Genomic DNA, 19,052 nt, shown 5'->3' on the forward strand with positions numbered 1-19,052 from the left:
CGGAACGGCTTGCGCGCGATGGATGGCGCGCCACGACGGGAACGATTCACGATGCCCCCAGGCTGAAATGCAAACGGATACGGCGAGCCAGAGGCTACCGACGGCGTGCAGCGAAGCAGGCCGCGAGCACTTCAGTTCATGTCGCTACACGGCACGTTGCTTCAGATGATGAATTGCATTCTAATACACAGCTGTATCTGAATGCAAAACTGAATCTCGTGACGGATCGATGCTAGACTGTTAAATATGAAACGCATACGACTCACCCGCGAACAGAGCAAAGACCAGACGCGCCTGCGTTTGCTCGATGCCGCGCAGGCCATTTTCATGAAGAAGGGGTTCGTCGCGGCGAGCGTCGAGGACATCGCGGAAGCGGCGGGCTACACACGCGGTGCGTTCTATTCGAACTTCCGCAGCAAGCCAGAACTCTTCTTGGAACTGCTGCGTCGCGATCACGAGGCGATGCAGGCGGATCTGCAGAACATCTTCGAAGCGAACGCGACGCGCGAAGAGATGGAGGCGAGCGTGCTGCGCTATTACAGCCGCATGCCGAGCGAGAACAAGTGCTTCCTGCTATGGGTCGAGGCGAAGCTGCTCGCCGCGCGCGATGCGCGGTTTCGCGTGCGCTTTAATGCATTCATGAACGAGAAACTCGAGCAGTTGACTGCATACATCACGGAATTTTCGGTGCGCGTGGGCACGCCGCTGCCGTTGCCCGCCGAAACGCTGGCTGTCGGTTTAATGGGTTTGTGCGACGGCATGCAGTTTTTCTTTACCATCGACCCGCAGCGTTTCTCAGGTGACCGCGCAGAAGAAGTGCTCGGCAATTTCTTTGCGCGTGTCGTGTTCGGCCGGACGATGCAATAGGCGCGGCGCGCTCAGATCCACACGTCGTTCGCGGCGGTTCGCTCGCTGGTTTCGTTGCCCGTGTTCTTCACACCGCGCGGCTCGATCAACAGCAGTTTCACTTCTTTTTCTGCGTAGGGCTTGTGCTCCTTGCCCTTCGGCACGACGAACATTTCTCCCGCTCCTATCGTCACCGCACCGTCGCGAAAGTCGATGCGCAGTTCGCCTTCCAGCACGATAAAGGTTTCATCCGTATCGGCATGATCGTGCCAGATGAAATCGCCTTCGATCTTCACGATTTTGAACTGGTAGTCGTTCATCTCGGCGACCACACGTTGCTGCCACTGGTCGTGGATCAGGCTGAGCTTGGCGGCGAAATTGATCGCTTGATAGGACGTAACGGACATGGCATTTCCTTTCGTTGAAGGTGGATGCCGCGAGTGTAGGGACGCGCGCGCTCAAACGTCTTGAACGTTCGTGCACGCGCGATTGCGATTCGAAAGGAACGCGTGTGGCGTTCTAGCGGGTTTGCGGGTCGAGCATGCGCAGCCAGCGCGACGGCGTCACGCCATAGGCGGCCACGAAATGGCGCGTCATGTGACTCTGATCCGCGAAACCCGCGGCAGCGGCGGCGTCGACGAGCGCCATGCCGCCGAGCATCGATTGACGCGCGGCGTCGAGCCGTCGCATTGTCAGATAGCGATGCGGGCTGGTGCCGAAGAACGCACGGAAATCGCGCGACAGGCTCCAGCGGTCGCGGCCGCTCGCGGCGGCCAGTTCGTCGAGCGTAACAGGGCGCTCGAGCGACGCGTGCATATAGTCACGCGCGCGTTGCGCGGCGCGGAAGTCGGCCGAAGCGCGCAATGGGCGCGCGCCCGACACGGCGTCGAGCGCATGCGCGAGATCGAAGAGCGCGTCGTCCTGCTCCAGCGGGTCCATCGCGCGGTCGATGCCCTGCAACAGCGCTTCCGTCGCGGCGGCGAGGCGCGGATCGGTCGACAACCCACCTTCGATGAACGGCAACGGTTTGCCGCCCAGCGCCGCCTGGAACAGCGCGGGCTCGACGTAGATCATCCGGTAGCGGAAGCCTTCTTCCGTGCCGGCCTGGCCGTCGTGCATTTCGTCGGGGTGCAGCACCATCGTGCCGCCGGGCAGGCTGTTGCGCACACTGCGCCGGTAGTGAAAGCTCTGCACGCCCGCGAGCGTGCGGCCGATCGCGTAGGTGTCGTGCCGGTGCAGCGCGTAGCCGTTGTGCTGGAAAAATGCCTCGATGCGTTCGACGCCGCCCTGCGCGGGCGCGCGGCGAATCCAGTCGTGCGCGAGCCCCGTCGCATTCACCGTCGCATTCACCGTCGAGGCGGGCTTCGTATCTTGCTGCTGCATAAGCTTGCCGTCGGATTTGCCGTCAGATGCCAAGACCCGGCCCGAAATTGCTGCCGAGCAGCTTCGTCACCGACTGGATATCCGTGTAGTCCTGCTCGGGCAGGCCGTCGAGCATCGACAGCACTTCGTTGCTCGCACCAGCTTCGCGCGCGGCATCGACGAGCGCGTCCTTATTGAGCGGGTAAGTAACGCCGCTCAGGATATCTGCAATCTGCAGGTCGATCGATTCACCCGGAATAGCCGATGCCGTCATGCTCGCGCTCCATTGTTCTGAAAGTAGTTGGCGCGAGCAGAACCATCTGCCCGGCGAGAATGCGCCCGGCGAGCCGGAGTCGACGTGTCCTGCGACGCTCGCGCCGTCATGTCTGCAGATGTTCGTCCTGTGCCACGAAGCCGCGCTCCAGGTGTCGCGACTTGGGCAGCGCAATGTGCTCCCATCGCTCCGGCCGGATATCGGTCTGGGCCGCGACGTCCGGCGCGGCGGGCGCGACGGGGGCGGCGTTGGCGCGGGCGGCGGCCGTATCGATCGTTCCGTCGGGCGCCGTATGCACGGGCGCGGCGAAACACGAAGCGGACAACGTCACCATGATCAACAGCGTCGAGGTTTTCATCGCTCGACCTCCTTATGCCAGGCAGCGCAGGAACTGCATGCAAGCGGTATGCCATTCGTCTAACAGCCGGATGACGCCCGCTCCACGCGGTTGCCGTCTGCGAGCACCGCGCGTCCCCCACATATTACGCCAGTTATTTTTACAAGCGCTGGAGAGGCGCCGCGAAGCGCGGAAATGGCGTGCCGATGATGAAGGTTTGAAGCGGTTTCGTGTCGGGCGGGTGCGCTGGCGCCTGCACCGGCGCGGCTGAGCGGGATGCGTGAGGCATCCCGTATGTAGAAAGCGGGTGGCGTTAACCCCCGGGACCAGCGGTCGCGCGTGGCGACTGTGTGCCGGAACGCCTTCAGCGCAGCACGTCGAAGCGCGCCCACGGCCACGAAGGCCGGTCGCGCATATAGCCATTCAGCCAGTTCCACTGCGGATGGCGCTTCATGAACGCCTGCGCGTCGAACGGCCGGCCGCACGGATGGCCCCAGCGCGCGAAGAACGCCATGTCGCGCGCCATCTCGCTGTCGACAACCTTGCCGTCATTCGCGCCCCACGGATTGAACGGCCCGTGATCCGAACTGCCGAAGCGCTGGTCGTCGAGTTCCAGATGCCCGCAGATGGTCCGCGAACATGGATTGTCGGGCCGGTCGAGATAGACGTCGTGATGGTCGGCGATCATCTCTTTCGCCAGCTCGACATCGATCTTGCCGCGATGCATCTCTTCGAGTTGCATGAAGCGTAGCCGCCGCGCGCCGTTCCTGCGCACGTCGGTGTAATCCTCGCCTTCGCCCGTGCATTCCTGGTTGCGGATCTTCAGGTCGGTGGCCGTGTTGTAGCCGCAGTAGAAGCCGTCCTTCGTGCTTTCGAAACCGGAGCAGTGCAGGCCAAGTTCATAGCGGGCGATCTCGCCCGTCTTGATGTCGCCGAGCAGCCAGCTGTTCGCGTAGCCGCCATTGTTGGCGAGCGAGAACATCTCGCACCATTCGCCGATACTGTTCGCGTACTGCGTTGCGTGCCGCGAGCGGTAGAACTCGGGTGCGCCCGCCGCGTTGTAGCCGGCGAAATTCGAAATCGTGGTCTCCGTTACCATCAATCCCGCCGACGTCACCCAGAAATCCGTCAGGCTCGAAATACAGCCGGGCAAGCCTTGCATCAGGATGCGATTGCCCGACTCGGGCACGATGTCGAACACGACGTTGAACGCGTCGCCCGCTGCGTAGCGGTCCCATGAGTTATGCGCCATCACGATGCGGCCGTCGCGCGTCGCGCTGCCCGTGGCGATGAATGCGCTGCAATGATGGCCGCGCCGGCCGCGCCACGGTTTGAGTCCGAGTTGCGGCTTCTGCTGCGCCGCGTGCTGCGGCCACCAGCTTTGCAGCAGATCCATGTAGCCGTTCCACGCGAGCACTTCGGCGAAGGTCAATTTCGCGCCATCGGCGATGCCCTGGATTTCGTCGGCGTATTCGTTGTCGATGCGCGGCGCGAACTGCTCGACGGCGGCGTTGATGAACGTGTCGAAGTCTTCGCCCGTGTCCCATCTCGCGAGATAGCGGGCGGTGTGGATCGCGTTCTGGATTTCGGCGGCGAGTAACTGGCCGTGCTGTTCGCCGCGGTCATAGGGCTCGCCTTCGATATGCACGAAGATCCAGCCCGCATGATCGCGGCGCACGGCATCGATGGACGGTTTGCTCATCTTCGCTCCCGCTCGCAGAGCGGGCATCTCCGCCGGCGTTGCTCAGCGCCGTGCATCGCGGGATGCGGCTTGCGGCTCGTTTATGGTCAATCCATTGTAGGGAAATTGCCGCGCTTTGCCATGCGCCGAACGGATGCCGGGATGACGAAAACCTAGCGCGTCGGGTTCATCCGGAAGTACGCGTCGAGCAGCGAAGTCTTGTAGACCACACCCGCGAGCGTCGGCCGGGCGGCGCTTTCGACCACGGGCAATCGCTCGCCCTGGAATGCCATGAAATGCTGGAGCGCGACGCCGATCGGCATATCGGGTGTGAGCACGTCGAAATGGGGCTGCAGGTAATCTGCCGCTGTTTTCGCCGATGTATCGCGCTTGTCGAGCAGATCGGACGTGATGTCCTTCAACGCGACCACGCCGAGAAAGCAGCCGTTTTCATCCGTCACATACAGATACTTGACGGGATATTCGAGGAACACGCGCGTCATCTCCTGCACGGTCGCGTCCGGTTGCACGACGGTTTGCGGCGGGCGGATCAGTTCGCGCATCTGCGTCGAGCGCAGCCGCATACGTTCCTTTTCTTCGCGATTGCGGTGCAGCGTGACTTCGTACATCGACGTCTTGCCGATCGCGCGCGCCGCGAAGTACGCGACCACGCACGACACCATCAGCGGCAGCACGACCTGATAGCTCAAGGTCATTTCGAAGATCATCAGGATCGCCATCAGCGGCGCCTGGGTCGCGCCCGCGAGGAAGGCGCCCATGCCGACCATTGCGTAGGCGAACGGCGCCGAGGTGCCGTGCGGCCACAGTGAGTTCATGCCGAGGCCGAACAGCGAGCCGAGCACGGCGCCGAAGAAGAGCGTCGGCGTGAAAATGCCGCCGACGGCACCCGAGCCGACCGTCGCCGCCGTAGCAATCAGCTTGAACACCAGCACGATGACGAGCGCCGACCACGTCCACGGCGAATGCAGGATCGAGTTGACGACGCTATAGCCGTTGCCCCACACCTCGGGCGTCCACACGGACAGAATGCCGACGATCAACCCGCCGAGCGCAAGCCGCACGGGCAGTGGAATCGGCAGACGCCGGAAGCTGGCCTTGCTGCCATCCATCAGTCGCAGGAACTGGGGCGCCGCCGCGCCGCACAGCAGACCGAGCGCGACGAACAGCAGCACTTCGAGTCCCGCGACGGGCGGGAATACGGGCATCTCGTAAGGCGGCTTGTAGCCGGCGAATTCGCGCATCAGGATGTTCGACACCACCGACGACACGACCACCGGCCCGAAGCTTTCCATTGCGATCGAGCCGAGCACCAGTTCGGTGACGAAGAACGCGCCCGCGATCGGCGCGCTATATGCAGATGTGATACCCGCCGCCGCACCGCAGGCGACGAGCAGTTTCAGCCGCGGCGGATCGAAATGCACGACGCGCCCGATCAGCGACGCACACAAGGCGGCCAGCTGCACCATTGGACCTTCGCGGCCAATCGAGCCGCCGCTCGAAATCGTGAACAGCGACGACGCGCTGCGCCACAAGCTCAGGCGCACGGGCACGACGCCATCGCCGATCACGACGGCTTCCATGTAATCCGTATGCTGTTTCCTGTCGGCGCCGCGCTGCGCGATGACCAGCAGCACGCCCGCCGCGAGCCCGCCCAACGTGGGCAAGGCGATGCGCATCGGAATGGGCAGGCGCCGCGCCATTTCGACGAGACTGCCGTCCTGTCCGGTGAACGCGCGCTGCATCAGTGAGATGCCTTCGCGGAAGGCGATCGTCGCAAAAGCGCCCACGATGCCGACGATCACCGACCACACCAGCATCGTGTGCGCATCGGACAGTCGGAACAGTTGGGCAGCGCGGGTGCGCAGTCTCAGCAGGAATGAAAGCACGGCGGGAGCGGGCGTTTAAGGTTGGTTTTGTGGCGCGAGCCTTTGCATGTTATCGGCATTGCGCGTCGCGAGTTTGAAGAGGGGCGCGCCAATGTGCGAAAGCGCGCCGAGGCTCGATGAAAGCACGAAGTCAGCCCATCTCAGCGCGCGTCCTTGTCGAGTTCGGGATAGTGGCGGAACACGCAGGTTTCGTTGTACGGCAGACGTCGCTCCGAGTCGAGATAGGCGGCGATGTTCGGACGCTTGAGCACGGCGTCATGCAGCTTCGCAAGCCGCGGGTAGTGCTCGCCGAAATGCTTCATTCCGCGCGGAAAGGCGTAGTGCAAGCCGTCGATCAACTGGAACATCGACAGATCGACATAGGTCAGCGTGTCGCCGGCCATGTGCTTGTCGCCGGCGGGGTTCTGCTTCAGCACGCGCTCGAAATAGCTCATGAACTTCGGAATCCGGTTGTCGATGAAATCCGTCGCGCGGATTTTCGCGGCCTCTTTCTGTTCCTCGTAGTACATGCCCGATGCGAGCGGATGATGCGTGTCGTGTGCTTCCGTGACCATGTCGGCGATGGTCAGTTGCAGGCCGTTCGCGACGTAGCGCAGGCTTTCCACCTTCGGCGCGAGATTCAGCTTCGGCCCGAGGTAGAACAGGATGTTCGCGGTCTGCGAGATGATCAGGTCGCCGTCCTGAAGGAACGGAGGTGCATACGGCAGGTACGCTTCCGATTTACTGCCCATCACGTCGATCATCGCGCCCGTGCCAAGGCCGTCCTGCTCGTCGCCGCGCGTGACCTCGATGTAGTCCGCCTGCGCTTCCTCCAGCGCCAGCCGCACGAATTCGCCGCGGCCCTGCAAGCCATCCCAGTAATAGAGCTGATAAGTCATCGGTCGATCCTCATTCGGTTTTGGGCAGCGCGGGATCGCGCCGCGTTTGCACACGGAAGGGAGCTAGAAGTATGCCGCGCGATGCTTGCAACGGGTGTGCTTGCGGTAAGGCAAAAACGCGCGCCGTCGGCTTCCGGCCGATGGCGCGCGACAAGCACAAAAGCCCCGCGCGAGGCGGGGCTTGTTGGCGGGAAGGCCGGCTTAGCCGAGCAGGTGCTGAACCAGCCACGTGATGCCGAGACCGCCGACGAAAAGCCACACGTACAGGATCAGGCCCGTCGTCAGCGCGCGGGGACCGGCGTCGCGGATCTGCGAGAGGCGCGTTTCGATGCCGAGCGCCGTCATGGCCATCGTCAGTGCAAACGTGTCGAGCATGTTGACGGTGCTGGTCGCCGCTTCGGGCAGGATATGCAGCGAGTTCACCGCGACACAGGCGAGAAAACCGAGTGCGAACCAGGGTACGGCGAGCTTGCGCGGTGCATGAGCGCCATCCTTTGCAGCAGCGCCGCGCGCCGGGCGGTTCACCCACATGCCGACCACCAGCAGCACGGGCACGAGCAGCATCACGCGGGTCATCTTGACGATGGTGGCGATATGCGTCGCTTCCGGGCTCACGTTGCTCGCCGCGCCTACAACCTGCGCGACTTCGTGAATCGTGCCGCCGAAGAACAGTCCCACGCCCGTCGTATCCAGATGGAGGATGCCGGCGCGCAGCAAAGCGGGGTAGAGGAACATCGACAGCGTGCCGAACAGCACCACGCTGCCCACGGCCATCGCGCTCTTGTGCGGCTTCGATTGCAGCGTCGATTCGAACGCGAGCACGGCGGCCGCGCCGCAGATCGCGCTACCGGCTGCCGTGAGCAGTGCGCTGTCGCGGTCCAGCTTCATCAGCTTCATGCCGGCCCAGGTGCCGATAATGAGCGTGCTGACCACGATCAGCAGCGATTCGGCGAGGCCCGGCAGGCCGACCTGTGCGATTTCCTGAATGCTCACGCGCAAACCGAAGAACGCGACGGCAATGCGCAGCAGCTTGCGCGCCGAGAAGTTGACGCCGGCCGCCCAGCTATCGGGCATGCCGTCTTTCAGCGCATTGCCGTAGATCATCCCGCCGACGATACCGACGATCAGCGGGCTGATGCCGAGGTTCGCAATCGCCGGAATCGCGGCGATGCGCGTGACAGCGGCGGCGAACAGGGCGACGAACAGAATGCCGTTGATCTGGCCGCGCGTTGTGGACGGCGCGGAAACGGCATGGGTGTGAGCGGTGGACATGGCTTCAACCTTTTCGGGAGCAGGTTTGCTACATGAGTCGATGGCCTTATCCTAATTTGAATATATCGATATGAGAAATCGTGATTTAGGATGAAATATATCGGAGATTCTGATAGTTTTACGGAATGACCCCGGACCAGCTTATAACGTTCGCCGCCGTCGCCGAACATCGCAATATCAGCCGCGCCGCGCTCGCGCTGCATCTGTCGCAACCCGCCGTGTCGGGCCAGTTACGGCAGTTGCAGGACGAATTCGGCGAGCCGCTCTATCTGCGCGACGGCCGCGGCATCAAGCTCACACCGGCCGGCGAGCAGCTCGCCAGCTACGCGGCGCGGCTGCGCGACACGTTCCGTCAGGCTTATGCCTATCGCGACGCGCTGCGCGGCATGGAGCAGGGCACGCTGCGCATCGGCGCCAGCACGACGCCCGCGAGCTATCTGCTGCCTTATCTGATCGCCGCGTTCCAGCGCCGCCACCCCGACGTGACCGTGCATACCGACGACGGCAACACGGCCGATATTGTTGGCGCACTTTCGTCGTTCGATATCGCGCTGGTCGAAGGGCAGGTCGGCGGCGACCTGCCGCCCGATACCGTCGTGCATCCGTGGCACGAGGACGAGATCGTCGCGATCATGCCGCGCTCGCATCCCCTCGCCACCACCGGTTTGCAAGCCGTCACGCTTGGCGCGCTGAGCGAACATGCGCTGGTGTTGCGCGAGGAAGGCTCCGGCGTGCGTCAGCTGATCGAGCGCGCGTTCGCCCGCGCAGGTGCGCCGATGCGCGTCGCGCTGGCGATTGCGGGTGTCGAAGGCGTGAAGGAGGCGGTGCGCGCAGGCATGGGCGTCGGCTTCGTGTCGGCAATGTCAATGCGCCATGAGAACGAGGCGCTGTGCCGCTTGCCGCTCGGCCCCGAGCCGCTCACGCGGCGTTTTTCGATCCTCGTGCCGCACGCGAGCGCACCATCGCGGCTGGTCGGCCGCTTTCTCGAACTGTGCCTGAACGGCGACGCGCGGCCTGCAACGGGCGACTCCGGGCGTTAAGGGATTACCACTATTGGCGCATCATCCTGAGCGGGGCAGTATTCGCTCCAGGCGCAGAGGCGCTTTTTTGATGCCTGTCTTTGGAACCGATTCCAAAGACAGTTTTAAGCAACAGAGCAAGGTGGTTGGCATGCCGGAAGTAGTCATCGTTGCGAGTGCGTTTGGAATGGATGCGATCCGCAAGGACGGTCATCACGCGTGGCTGAAGACGGCGGCGCAAGCGGGCGCGGCGGGTTTCGAAGTGCGCCGCGAGCTGTTCGCGCTGGAGGCCGAAGCGTCGGCGGAAGCGCTGTGCGCGCTCGGCAAGGCAATCGCGGCGAAGGGGCTGTGGTCCGTGTATTCGACGCCCGCTGAACTGTACGCGCCCGACGGCACACTCGACGAAGCCGCGCTGCGCCAGGCGCTGATCGAAGCGACGGCGCTCGGCGCGCGCTTCGTCAAGCTGCAACTGGGCGGCTTTTCGGGCCGCGCGCATGGTGACGTGATCAAGACTTGCACGAAGGGCGTGGCTGCACGGCTGGTGGTCGAAAACGGCCAACTGGAACGCGGCGGCTCGCTCGCGCAGTTCGACGGGCTGTTCAACGCGCTCGCCAAGGAAGGCCACCACAAGCTGATCGGCATGACCTTCGACATCGGCAACTGGCAATGGCCGGGCGTCGATCCCGTCGAGGCGGCGCGCAAGCTGGCCGATCACGTCGAGTACATCCACTGCAAGGCGGTGACGGGCGAAGGCATGCGCCGTTTCGCCGTCGCGCCCGCTGCCGACGATCCCGTGTTCGCGGCCGTGCTGCCGCTCTTGCCGCGCGATGTGCCGCGCGGCATCGAATTCCCGTTCGACGCGGCGCGCATCGCCGAGGACGCGTCGCATCACGTCGCACAACTCGCGGCCCGCTGAGGCAGCGGCGCGCAGCGCGAATCATCAGGAGAACACATGCATCCGACACTCGATGTCATCACCTACGGCGAAGCGATGGCCATGTTCGTCGCAGCCGAAACGGGCGCGCTCGCGGGCGTCGGCCAGTTCACGAAGCGCATCGCGGGCGCCGATCTGAATGTGGCGATCGGTCTGTCACGGTTGGGCTTCAAGGTCGGCTACATGAGCCGCGTCGGCAACGATTCGTTCGGCCAATACGTGCGCGACACGCTGACGAAGGAAAGCATCGATCAGGGCTGCGTGACGACGGACGCGCGTTATCCGACAGGTTTCCAGCTGAAGTCGAAGAACGACGACGGCAGCGATCCCGCAGTCGAGTATTTCCGCAAGGGTTCGGCAGCGAGCCATCTGTCGATGGAAGACTACGTGGCAGGTTACGTGCTGCCCGCGCGTCATCTGCATCTGACGGGTGTTGCGCCTGCGATCTCCGAAAGTTCGCGCGAACTGGCATTCCATCTGGCGCGCGAAATGCGGCAGGCCGGCAAGACGATTTCGTTCGATCCGAATCTGCGCCCGACGCTGTGGCCATCGCGCGAAGCGATGGCGGCCGCATTGAACGACCTGGCGACGTTCGCCGACTGGGTGCTGCCAGGCATCGGCGAAGGCGAGATTCTGACGGGCTACACGAAAGCCGAAGACATCGCGCAGTTTTACCTCGACCGCGGCGCGAAGGGCGTGATCGTGAAGCTCGGCGCGCAGGGCGCGTATTACCGCACGGCAGATGACTCGGGCGTCGTCGCCGGACAGCGCGTCGAGAACGTGGTCGATACCGTCGGCGCGGGCGATGGCTTCGCTGTCGGCGTGGTCAGCGCTTTGCTCGATGGCCGTACGCTGCCGCAAGCGGTGGCGCGCGGCAATCGCATCGGCGCGCTGGCGATCCAGGTGATCGGCGATTCCGAAGGCCTGCCGACACGCGCTGAACTCGACGCGCTCGAACAGGCCGACGCGCTCGCCGCCTGACGTTTATTTTCTGTAGCACCCGTACCACGAACTCAGAACAAGATGCAGCGCCGCGTAATGGCTTCAAAGACCGACACGCGGCTCAACAGCACACCAACCGACCGCCTCAGCAAGCAACCGGAGACATTCATGTCCTCATCACTCGCGATTCGCCGTTGGTGGACGATCATGCCGATCGTCTTCATCACCTACAGCCTCGCCTATCTCGATCGCGCGAACTACGGCTTCGCGGCCGCCGCCGGCATCAACCAGGATCTCGGCATCAGCAAGGGTTTGTCGTCGCTGATTGGCGCGCTGTTCTTCCTCGGCTATTTCTTCTTCCAGATTCCCGGCGCGATCTACGCGGAACGCAAGAGCGTCAAGAAGCTCGTGTTCTGGAGCCTGGTGTTGTGGGGCGGTTGCGCGGCGCTGACGGGCGTCGTTAGCAACATTCCGTCGCTGATGGTGATCCGCTTCGTGCTCGGCGTGGTCGAAGCGGCCGTGATGCCCGCGATGCTGATCTTCATCAGCAACTGGTTCACCAAACGCGAGCGTTCGCGCGCCAATACGTTCCTGATTCTCGGCAATCCGGTGACGGTGCTGTGGATGTCGGTCGTGTCGGGCTATCTGGTGCATTCGTTCGGCTGGCGTCATATGTTCATCGCCGAAGGTGTGCCCGCGATCGTCTGGGCCGTGTGCTGGTGGTTTATCGTCAAGGACAAGCCGGAGCAGGTGTCGTGGCTGTCGGATGCCGACAAGAAGCAACTCGCCGATACGCTGCGCGCCGAGCAGGCCGCGATCAAGCCGATGCGCAACTACGGCGAAGCGTTCCGTTCGCCCGCTGTCGTGAAGCTGTGCGCGCAATATTTCTGCTGGAGCATCGGCGTATATGGCTTCGTGCTGTGGCTGCCGTCCATTCTGAAGAACGGCTCGTCGCTCGGCATGGTCGAAACGGGCTGGCTGTCGGCGTTGCCGTATCTGGCTGCGACGATTGCGATGCTCGCAGCGTCGTGGGCGTCGGATAAACTCAACAACCGGCGCGCGTTCGTGTGGCCGTTCCTGTTGATCGGCGCGGCAGCTTTCGCCGGTTCGTACGCGTTGGGATCGACGCACTTCTGGATGTCGTATGCGCTGCTGGTGATCGCGGGCGCCGCGATGTACGCGCCGTACGGACCGTTCTTCGCGATCGTGCCGGAACTGCTGCCGAAGAACGTCGCGGGCGGCGCGATGGCGCTGATTAACAGCATGGGCGCGCTCGGCTCGTTTGTCGGCTCGTATGTGGTCGGTTATCTGAACGGCGCGACGGGCTCGCCCTCGGCGTCGTACGTGTTCATGAGTGTGGCGCTGATCGCCGCCGTGGTGCTGACGCTTGCCGTCAAGCCGCAGCCGATGCAGACTCCGAAGCTCGCTACTCAAGGAAAGTGAATCGATGAAGCGCAAGATCGTCGCGTACAAGCCGCTGCCGGATGATGTGCTCGCGTATCTCCAGCAACATGCCGAAGTGGTGCAGGCCGATGCCGCGCAGCACGATGCGTTCGTCGCCGCGTTAAAAGACGCCGATGGCGCGATCGGCGCGAGCGTGAAGATCACGCCGGCGATGCTCGACGGCGCCGAGAAGCTCAAGGCGCTGTCGACGATCTCGGTCGGCTACGACAATTTCGACGTCGCCGACCTGACGACGCGCGGCATCGTGCTTGCGCATACGCCCGACGTGCTGACGGAATCGACGGCGGATACGGTGTTCTCGCTGATCCTCGCGAGCGCGCGGCGCGTTGTCGAACTGGCCGACTGGGTGAAGGCGGGCGAGTGGAAAGCGAGCATCGGGCCGGAGTTGTTTGGCGTCGATGTGCAGGGCAAGACGCTCGGCATTGTCGGTCTTGGACGCATTGGCGGCGCGGTGGCCCGCCGTGCGGCGCTCGGCTTCAACATGAAGGTGCTCTACACGAACCGCAGCGCGAACGCGGAAGCCGAACAGCGCTACGGCGCGCGCCGCGTCGAACTCGATGAACTGCTCGCGACGTCCGACTTCGTCTGCCTGCAAGTGCCGTTGACGCCCGAAACGCGTCACATGATCGGCGCGAACGAACTGCGCAAGATGAAGAAGAGCGCAATTCTGATCAATGCATCGCGCGGCCAGACTGTGGATGAAAACGCGCTGATCGAAGCGTTGCAGGCGGGCACGATCCACGGCGCGGGTCTCGACGTGTTCGACAAGGAACCCGTCAGTCCCAACTCGCCGCTGCTGACAATGAATAACGTGGTCGCGCTGCCGCACATCGGCTCGGCGACGCACGAAACGCGTCACGCAATGGCGCGTTGCGCGGCAGAGAACCTGGTCGGCGCGCTCGACGGCACGCTGAAGATCAACATCGTCAACCGCGAAGTCCTCTCGCGATGAACACGCCAACGTCAGGCGCACCGCGCCGCGCCACCATCAGCGACGTCGCGCGCGAAGCGGGTACGGGCAAGACGAGCATCTCGCGCTATCTGAACGGCGAACTGAGCGTGCTGTCGCCGCAACTGCGCGCGCGCATCGAGGCCGCGATCGAACGGCTCGACTATCAGCCGAACCAGATGGCGCGCGGTCTCAAGCGCGGGCGCAACCGGCTGATCGGCATGCTGGTCGCGGACCTGACGAACCCGTATTCCGTCGAAGTGCTGCAAGGCGTCGAAGCGGCGTGCCACGCGCTCGGCTATATGCCGCTGATCTGCCACGCGGCGAACGAAGTCGATATGGAGCGGCGCTTCCTGCAACTGCTGACGACGTATCGCGTGGAAGGCGTGATCGTCAATGCGCTCGGCGTGAGCGAAGAGACGCTGCGGCCCGTGGGCGGTGGAGGAATTCCCGCTGTGCTGGTTGATCGCTCCGTCGACGGACTCGTGACGGACATGGTCGGGCTGGACAACGAAGGCGCGACGACACTCGCGACACGACATCTGGTCGAACGCGGTTTCGACCGGCTGTGGTTCGTCGTGCAGCCATTCGAGAACATCAGTTCGCGGCGTCAGCGTGAAGCCGCGTTTCATCGTGCGCTGGAACAGTATCCGCAGGTGAGCGGGCGCACCGTCGTGCTCGAACTCGGCGATGCCGACGATCTCGCGCAAACCCTGAACGCGCTCGATGCCGAACTGGATGCCACGCATCGCGACGGCGCGGGCGCGGCGCCGCGCGTCGCGCTGTTCGCGGCGAACGGACCGGTCGCGCTGGCGCTCGCGCGGCACCTGAACCAGCGGCATGGCGCCGACTGGCAGAAGCGCGTCGCGCTGCTGTCGATCGACGATCCCGAATGGGCCGAGCTTGCCGGCATCACGACGATTCGCCAGCCGACTTACGATATCGGCTATCGCGCCGTCGAGTTTCTGCATCAACGTATCGATGGCGAGCAGGCCAGCGCACGCGACTGTCTGCTGCCGGGCGAACTGATCGAACGGGCGTCGACGGTGCGCTGAGTCATCAGTCAACCCGTCGACAAACGCGCCGACATTCCGGCGCCATTCCGGCATCGCGCTTACAATGCGCGGCGAGTTCCGTACTTTGCGCCTATCGTGCGCTCGCCCAACGCTCATGTCCGCCTTGCCTGTTTCTCCCGTCACGCTTGCCGTGCTGATCGCCGCGACGATTCTCGTCGCGCTGCTTCCCATCTTCCTGTACCGCCGCTGGCGTGCGCCGTTCGCGTTCAACCGGCGCGACGCGATTGCGGGCATCGCCGTGTTCGCGCTGTCCGCGATGGTGATCGAACGCGCGATCAACGACTATCTGTTACGCGACAACCCGGCCACGAGCGAGTGGCTGTCGGATCCGCTTGCGTTCGTCGTCTATGGCGCGCTTGTTGCGGGCATCTGCGAGGAAGTGGGGCGCTTCATTGCGATGCGGTGGCTCGCGCGCCGCAATCCACCCAACACGGCAACAGACGGCACTGCGCTTGCCTACGGCCTGGGTCACGGCGGCGCGGAAGTCTGGCTGGTCGGCGTGCTGGTGCAGGCGCAATGGATCGCGTTCGGCGTGCTGGAGAATCGCGGACAACTCGATGCATATCTCGGCAACATGCCGCCGGGATCGCTGATGCGCATTCATCTGCTGCTTGCGAGCTTGTCGCCGGCGATGGCGGGTGTGTTCGTGATCGAACGCGTGGCGGCGCTGGTGTTCCAGATCGGGCTGGCGGTGCTGATGTGGCGCGGCGTGCGCGCCGGATCGCGTGCGATACTGCCCATCGCGATTGCCGCGCACGCGCTGATCGACGTGCCCGCTGCGATGTCGCAGGCGGGACTGCTGTCGCTCGTGACCGTCGACACAATCTATGCCGTCGCGGCCATCGCCGTGGCTGCCGTGCTGATCAGACTGCACAGGCGCACAACGCACGCTGCCTGACTTTCAACGCAGATAAACACACCCAACGGCCCGAGGCCAATCGACATGGAAACCTATCAGTACGAATGCGCGAACGCGGAGATGGAAGAGCTGGCACGCGTGATCAGCGATCTCTTTCCGGAGCAGACGCAGTTCATCGAGCGTCCCGATGAAAACGGCGTCCCGCAGATCGTCGTGCACTGGATCGCAATGCGTTTCGGCTCGACGGCGAAGCGCATGGAACTGACGGTCGCCATCGCGCCTGCGGCGCTTGCACGCTACCGCGCGATGCCGCCGCGCGTGCGCGGACGCAGCTTTGCGGTGCTGCGCGCCTATGTGGAAGCGACGCTGGGATCGCTCGAAGAAGAGTACGCGGAAGGCAAGACCATACCGCGTGAAGTGACCGTCGACCTGGGCGACGAGTTCGCCTGAGTGTGAAGCGTCGCGCTCAGTCGGCGAGCCGGTAAACCTTGGCAAAGCGCGCGGCCTGCACGACGCCGTAGTCGCCGGGTGCGTACTGCATGATCCAGTCGCCTGCTGTGCCCTTGAGGACGTCGCCGCCTTGTGCCGAGCGCGTGAGCGAGAACGCTTCGTCCATGCGCTTCGCGAGCACAACGGCAGGGCGGTTGCGGTATGCGCCCGCTTCGCCGTGCGCGAGTGCAATGTCCGCAGGCAGGTACTTCGCGTCGAAGCGTTCACGCGACACGACCCAGCGGTCACCCGTCGAGCCCGTGATCAGCGCGTCGCCGCGTGTATAACGGTTCGGTCCTTCGAGGCTCATCAGTTCGCCGTCGCCCTCGGCGAATTGCACGGCGACGGTTTCGTCCTTGACGACGCGTTGCGCGGCCGGGTCGGTGAGCAGGTCGATGTTTTTCAGTTCGATCATGAGGCGAAATAACGCAAGAATTGACGGGGCTGCGTAAGTGCGTGTCGATACAACACGCATAGGCAAACGCAGCGCAGGCGGGCATGATGCCAGATTCTTGCGGCACCTAATAAAAAACGCCTGCCGGTGAGGCAGGCGTCGTTGGTTCATGCGAAGCAGATTACGGCTTTACAGTTGCATCCGATGCGGGCGCAGCCGGCTTGCGCGAATGGCTGCGGTGCGGACGGCCTTCGGGCGGCTGGCGGCGGAAGGTCGTGTCGGCCAGCTTCTTCTGTTCGGGCGAGAAACTGTTGTACAGCGGCTCGAATGCGTCGACCAGTTTCTTCGTGCCGTCGGCATGAGCTTGCGTGATTGCGGCGTATTGCTTCATGTCGTCGAGGGCCGAGACGTTTTCATGTGCGCGGCGTTCTTCGAACAGCTTGCCCATCGTTTCGCCGTTCTTGCGCATGACGTCAGCGAATGCGTTCCATTGCGTTTCCTGCGCCGACGTGATCTTCAGTTGGGTGTGCAGATACTTGATGCGGTCTTCGACGCGCTGCTCGTGGCGAGCCGCACTCGAAGCCGGCGCTGCCGCTGACATGGCCGGACCGGATGCGCCTGCGGGCGCGGCCGTCTGTGCAAATGCGGCGCTCATGGTCAGTGCGGAAGCGAGAATGGCGAGCGTTTTTTTCATTGAGACTCCTGTTGTCTATTCGTATAAGACTAATTGCTACACGACGCGTCGGCTTCGACATGCATCATGCTGTGCGCTATTAGTATCACGTTATCGCGCGATTGCGTCTCTATTGCGACAACTGCTTACAACCGAAACGATCGGAAATAGCCGGTGGATAAATTCGTCAGCATGGAAGTCTTCGTGGCCGTGGTCGAAGCGGGCAGCCTCACGGCGGCCGCCGAGCGCTTCGATCTGTCGTCGGCGATGGTCGGCAAGCACATTCGCGCGCTCGAAACGCAGCTCTCCACGCGCCTTCTCACACGTACCACACGCCGTCAAAGTCTTACCGAAATCGGACGGCAGTATTACGAACAGTGCCGGCGTATCCTCGCTGACGTGAAGGCCGCCGAATCGCTGGCGGAAGCGATGACATCCGTGCCGCGCGGCACGCTGAAGGTGACGGTGCCGCTCACGTATGGCGTCGAAGTGTTTTCGCCCGCGATGACGGACTATCTGAATCTCTATCCCGAAGTCAGTCTCGAACTCGATCTGTCGAACCGCATCTTCGATCTGGTCGAAGAGGGCTTCGATGCTTCCGTGCGTATCGGCAAGCTGCCCGATTCGAGTCTCGTTGCGCGGCCGCTGAAACCTTACCGGATGCGCGCATGCGCGTCGCCTGCTTATCTGCAGCGTATGGGTACGCCACAGACGCCCGCCGATCTCGTCCATCACGAATGCCTCGGTTTTCTGCATTGGGGACGCGAAGGCTTGTGGCGGCTCGATGGCGACGGCGAGAGCGACTATCAGCTGCGCCCCGGACGCTTTCGCGCGAACAACGGCCAGGCGCTGAAGATGGCGGCGTTGCAAGGCTTCGGTCTCGTGCTGCAGCCGGAGGCGCTGGTTGCGCGCGAGATCGAACGCGGCGAACTGGTGCCGGTGCTCGAAGACTGGCTGCCCGAAGGCGCGCCTGTGCATCTGATCTATCCGCGCGACCGGCAACCGACACCGAAGCTCACGACCTTCATCGACTTCGTGATCGACCGGTTCGGTGTGTGATGTTCTTCGTCTGCGTGGCGTCATCCGATATGTGCAGCGCGCATGGGTTCGCTCATGCGTTCTCTCATGCGTGAGCAAGGCGCATAATCCGCGTCATCGGCCTGCCATGTCTGGCGGGCGTTCACCTTCTACCTTGACCTTCAATCGATGAGACCACCGCGCCTCGATCAGCTCGACGAACTCGACCGTAACCTCGTCGCACTGCTGCAAGCCAATGCGCGCGAAAGCGTCGCGAATCTCGCGCGGCAACTGGACGTTGCGCGCACCACGGTGATCGCGCGTATCGCGCGACTCGAAAAGACCAACGTGATCGCCGGCTACAGCGTGCGGCTTGGGCAGGACGTGCTCGACGCGAGCATGCATGCGTATGTCGGCATCATCATCGCGCCGAAGTTTGGCGCGGACGTGCTGAAGAAACTCAACCGCATGCCGGAAGTGCAGCTGCTGTGTGCCGTGAGCGGCGAGTTCGATTACGTCGCGTGGCTGCGCGCCGATTCGCCAGACCGGCTGAACGATCTGCTCGATCAGATTGGCGGACTGGCAGGCGTCGAACGGACGACGACGTCGATCATTCTCGCGCGCAAGATCGATCGCGGGATGGGCGTCTGATCAGCCGTTCACAGGCATGCCGTTTACG

The 19,052-nt window shown here is 63.4% G+C and carries 21 protein-coding genes; 11 read left to right on the forward strand and 10 right to left on the reverse strand.

All coding sequences use genetic code 11. From position 1 onward, the window contains the following. Window positions 1–246: 246 nt before the first annotated feature. On the forward strand, window positions 247–867 hold the full coding sequence (locus tag G3O01_RS28285) for a TetR/AcrR family transcriptional regulator (RefSeq protein ID WP_205809895.1): 621 nt from the start codon (window positions 247–249) through the stop codon (window positions 865–867). Between the two features lie 11 nt (window positions 868–878). Here the strand turns inward: G3O01_RS28285 and G3O01_RS28290 are convergent, their stop codons facing one another. The 8 genes from G3O01_RS28290 to G3O01_RS28325 all read right to left on the reverse strand — a co-directional run bounded on the left by G3O01_RS28290 (window position 879) and on the right by G3O01_RS28325 (window position 8,557). After that, window positions 879–1,253 carry a cupin domain-containing protein gene (locus tag G3O01_RS28290; protein ID WP_205809896.1) on the reverse strand — a complete coding sequence of 125 codons (375 nt, stop codon included), beginning with the start codon at window positions 1,251–1,253 and terminating at the stop codon, window positions 879–881. Between the two features lie 112 nt (window positions 1,254–1,365). Continuing rightward, a complete protein-coding gene (locus G3O01_RS28295) occupies window positions 1,366–2,229 on the reverse strand; it encodes an AraC family transcriptional regulator (RefSeq protein WP_241024321.1) in 864 nt (287 codons plus the stop codon). A 22-nt stretch (window positions 2,230–2,251) separates the two neighbouring features. Then, window positions 2,252–2,482 (reverse strand): DUF2795 domain-containing protein, encoded by a 231-nt coding sequence (locus tag G3O01_RS28300; RefSeq protein ID WP_205809897.1) that lies wholly within the window; start codon window positions 2,480–2,482, stop codon window positions 2,252–2,254. Between the two features lie 106 nt (window positions 2,483–2,588). Continuing rightward, window positions 2,589–2,840, reverse strand: a complete 252-nt coding sequence (locus G3O01_RS28305; RefSeq protein WP_205809898.1) for a hypothetical protein — start codon at window positions 2,838–2,840, stop codon at window positions 2,589–2,591. A gap of 343 nt (window positions 2,841–3,183) precedes the next feature. Next, window positions 3,184–4,521, reverse strand: a complete 1,338-nt coding sequence (locus G3O01_RS28310) for a C45 family peptidase (RefSeq protein ID WP_205809899.1) — start codon at window positions 4,519–4,521, stop codon at window positions 3,184–3,186. 152 nt (window positions 4,522–4,673) lie between these two features. Further along, on the reverse strand, window positions 4,674–6,407 hold the full coding sequence (locus G3O01_RS28315; protein WP_205809900.1) for a ClcB-like voltage-gated chloride channel protein: 1,734 nt from the start codon (window positions 6,405–6,407) through the stop codon (window positions 4,674–4,676). Window positions 6,408–6,547: 140 nt separating this feature from the next. Continuing rightward, window positions 6,548–7,285, reverse strand: a complete 738-nt coding sequence (locus G3O01_RS28320) for a glutathione S-transferase (protein ID WP_205809901.1) — start codon at window positions 7,283–7,285, stop codon at window positions 6,548–6,550. 201 nt (window positions 7,286–7,486) lie between these two features. Beyond that, window positions 7,487–8,557 (reverse strand): YeiH family protein, encoded by a 1,071-nt coding sequence (locus G3O01_RS28325; protein ID WP_205809902.1) that lies wholly within the window; start codon window positions 8,555–8,557, stop codon window positions 7,487–7,489. 125 nt (window positions 8,558–8,682) lie between these two features. Here G3O01_RS28325 and G3O01_RS28330 point away from each other — a divergent pair, with 125 nt between their 5' ends. The 8 genes from G3O01_RS28330 to G3O01_RS28365 all read left to right on the forward strand — a co-directional run bounded on the left by G3O01_RS28330 (window position 8,683) and on the right by G3O01_RS28365 (window position 16,250). Then, window positions 8,683–9,597: a LysR family transcriptional regulator gene (locus tag G3O01_RS28330; protein WP_205809903.1), complete on the forward strand. Its 915-nt coding sequence runs from the start codon at window positions 8,683–8,685 to the stop codon at window positions 9,595–9,597. A 130-nt stretch (window positions 9,598–9,727) separates the two neighbouring features. Then, the gene (locus G3O01_RS28335) at window positions 9,728–10,492 is read left to right on the forward strand and encodes a TIM barrel protein (RefSeq protein ID WP_205809904.1); all 765 of its coding nucleotides are present in this window, start codon (window positions 9,728–9,730) and stop codon (window positions 10,490–10,492) included. Window positions 10,493–10,528: 36 nt separating this feature from the next. Then, the gene (locus tag G3O01_RS28340) at window positions 10,529–11,491 is read left to right on the forward strand and encodes a sugar kinase (RefSeq protein ID WP_205809905.1); all 963 of its coding nucleotides are present in this window, start codon (window positions 10,529–10,531) and stop codon (window positions 11,489–11,491) included. 129 nt (window positions 11,492–11,620) lie between these two features. Beyond that, on the forward strand, window positions 11,621–12,895 hold the full coding sequence (locus G3O01_RS28345; protein WP_205809906.1) for an MFS transporter: 1,275 nt from the start codon (window positions 11,621–11,623) through the stop codon (window positions 12,893–12,895). Window positions 12,896–12,899: 4 nt separating this feature from the next. Next, window positions 12,900–13,868, forward strand: a complete 969-nt coding sequence (locus G3O01_RS28350) for a D-glycerate dehydrogenase (protein ID WP_205809907.1) — start codon at window positions 12,900–12,902, stop codon at window positions 13,866–13,868. Then, complete coding sequence (locus G3O01_RS28355) at window positions 13,865–14,920, forward strand: LacI family DNA-binding transcriptional regulator (RefSeq protein ID WP_205809908.1); 1,056 nt, start codon at window positions 13,865–13,867, stop codon at window positions 14,918–14,920. The genes G3O01_RS28350 and G3O01_RS28355 overlap by 4 nt, the downstream gene beginning before the upstream one ends. Window positions 14,921–15,035: 115 nt before the next feature. Then, window positions 15,036–15,839, forward strand: coding sequence for a YhfC family intramembrane metalloprotease (locus tag G3O01_RS28360; protein WP_205809909.1), 804 nt, complete (start codon window positions 15,036–15,038; stop codon window positions 15,837–15,839). 45 nt (window positions 15,840–15,884) lie between these two features. Next, a complete protein-coding gene (locus G3O01_RS28365; protein ID WP_205809910.1) occupies window positions 15,885–16,250 on the forward strand; it encodes a DUF3022 domain-containing protein in 366 nt (121 codons plus the stop codon). A 16-nt stretch (window positions 16,251–16,266) separates the two neighbouring features. Here G3O01_RS28365 and G3O01_RS28370 read toward each other — a convergent pair whose 3' ends face one another. Further along, entirely contained in the window at window positions 16,267–16,704 is a 438-nt protein-coding gene (locus G3O01_RS28370) for a PGDYG domain-containing protein (protein ID WP_205809911.1), read from the reverse strand. Between the two features lie 160 nt (window positions 16,705–16,864). After that, window positions 16,865–17,377, reverse strand: coding sequence for a Spy/CpxP family protein refolding chaperone (locus G3O01_RS28375; protein WP_205809912.1), 513 nt, complete (start codon window positions 17,375–17,377; stop codon window positions 16,865–16,867). Between the two features lie 153 nt (window positions 17,378–17,530). Here G3O01_RS28375 and G3O01_RS28380 point away from each other — a divergent pair, with 153 nt between their 5' ends. Both G3O01_RS28380 and G3O01_RS28385 read left to right on the forward strand, forming a co-directional pair. Further along, window positions 17,531–18,415 (forward strand): LysR substrate-binding domain-containing protein, encoded by an 885-nt coding sequence (locus G3O01_RS28380; protein ID WP_205809913.1) that lies wholly within the window; start codon window positions 17,531–17,533, stop codon window positions 18,413–18,415. A 147-nt stretch (window positions 18,416–18,562) separates the two neighbouring features. Then, window positions 18,563–19,024, forward strand: coding sequence for an Lrp/AsnC family transcriptional regulator (locus G3O01_RS28385; protein WP_205809914.1), 462 nt, complete (start codon window positions 18,563–18,565; stop codon window positions 19,022–19,024). Window positions 19,025–19,052: the final 28 nt, after the last annotated feature.

Origin of the sequence: Burkholderia sp. Ac-20365 (genome assembly GCF_017104715.1) — a bacterium.
Classification (GTDB): Bacteria; Pseudomonadota; Gammaproteobacteria; order Burkholderiales; family Burkholderiaceae; genus Paraburkholderia.

What these genes read in the sequence shown, in the direction of transcription:
- G3O01_RS28285 (WP_205809895.1), top strand. Translation starts at nt 247, where the DNA reads ATGAAACGCATACGACTCACCCGCGAACAGAGCAAAGACCAGACGCGC.
- G3O01_RS28290 (WP_205809896.1), bottom strand. Translation starts at nt 1,253, where the DNA reads ATGTCCGTTACGTCCTATCAAGCGATCAATTTCGCCGCCAAGCTCAGC.
- G3O01_RS28295 (WP_241024321.1), bottom strand. Translation starts at nt 2,229, where the DNA reads ATGCAGCAGCAAGATACGAAGCCCGCCTCGACGGTGAATGCGACGGTG.
- G3O01_RS28300 (WP_205809897.1), bottom strand. Translation starts at nt 2,482, where the DNA reads ATGACGGCATCGGCTATTCCGGGTGAATCGATCGACCTGCAGATTGCA.
- G3O01_RS28305 (WP_205809898.1), bottom strand. Translation starts at nt 2,840, where the DNA reads ATGAAAACCTCGACGCTGTTGATCATGGTGACGTTGTCCGCTTCGTGT.
- G3O01_RS28310 (WP_205809899.1), bottom strand. Translation starts at nt 4,521, where the DNA reads ATGAGCAAACCGTCCATCGATGCCGTGCGCCGCGATCATGCGGGCTGG.
- G3O01_RS28320 (WP_205809901.1), bottom strand. Translation starts at nt 7,285, where the DNA reads ATGACTTATCAGCTCTATTACTGGGATGGCTTGCAGGGCCGCGGCGAA.
- G3O01_RS28325 (WP_205809902.1), bottom strand. Translation starts at nt 8,557, where the DNA reads ATGTCCACCGCTCACACCCATGCCGTTTCCGCGCCGTCCACAACGCGC.
- G3O01_RS28330 (WP_205809903.1), top strand. Translation starts at nt 8,683, where the DNA reads ATGACCCCGGACCAGCTTATAACGTTCGCCGCCGTCGCCGAACATCGC.
- G3O01_RS28335 (WP_205809904.1), top strand. Translation starts at nt 9,728, where the DNA reads ATGCCGGAAGTAGTCATCGTTGCGAGTGCGTTTGGAATGGATGCGATC.
- G3O01_RS28340 (WP_205809905.1), top strand. Translation starts at nt 10,529, where the DNA reads ATGCATCCGACACTCGATGTCATCACCTACGGCGAAGCGATGGCCATG.
- G3O01_RS28345 (WP_205809906.1), top strand. Translation starts at nt 11,621, where the DNA reads ATGTCCTCATCACTCGCGATTCGCCGTTGGTGGACGATCATGCCGATC.
- G3O01_RS28350 (WP_205809907.1), top strand. Translation starts at nt 12,900, where the DNA reads ATGAAGCGCAAGATCGTCGCGTACAAGCCGCTGCCGGATGATGTGCTC.
- G3O01_RS28355 (WP_205809908.1), top strand. Translation starts at nt 13,865, where the DNA reads ATGAACACGCCAACGTCAGGCGCACCGCGCCGCGCCACCATCAGCGAC.
- G3O01_RS28360 (WP_205809909.1), top strand. Translation starts at nt 15,036, where the DNA reads ATGTCCGCCTTGCCTGTTTCTCCCGTCACGCTTGCCGTGCTGATCGCC.
- G3O01_RS28365 (WP_205809910.1), top strand. Translation starts at nt 15,885, where the DNA reads ATGGAAACCTATCAGTACGAATGCGCGAACGCGGAGATGGAAGAGCTG.
- G3O01_RS28370 (WP_205809911.1), bottom strand. Translation starts at nt 16,704, where the DNA reads ATGATCGAACTGAAAAACATCGACCTGCTCACCGACCCGGCCGCGCAA.
- G3O01_RS28375 (WP_205809912.1), bottom strand. Translation starts at nt 17,377, where the DNA reads ATGAAAAAAACGCTCGCCATTCTCGCTTCCGCACTGACCATGAGCGCC.
- G3O01_RS28385 (WP_205809914.1), top strand. Translation starts at nt 18,563, where the DNA reads ATGAGACCACCGCGCCTCGATCAGCTCGACGAACTCGACCGTAACCTC.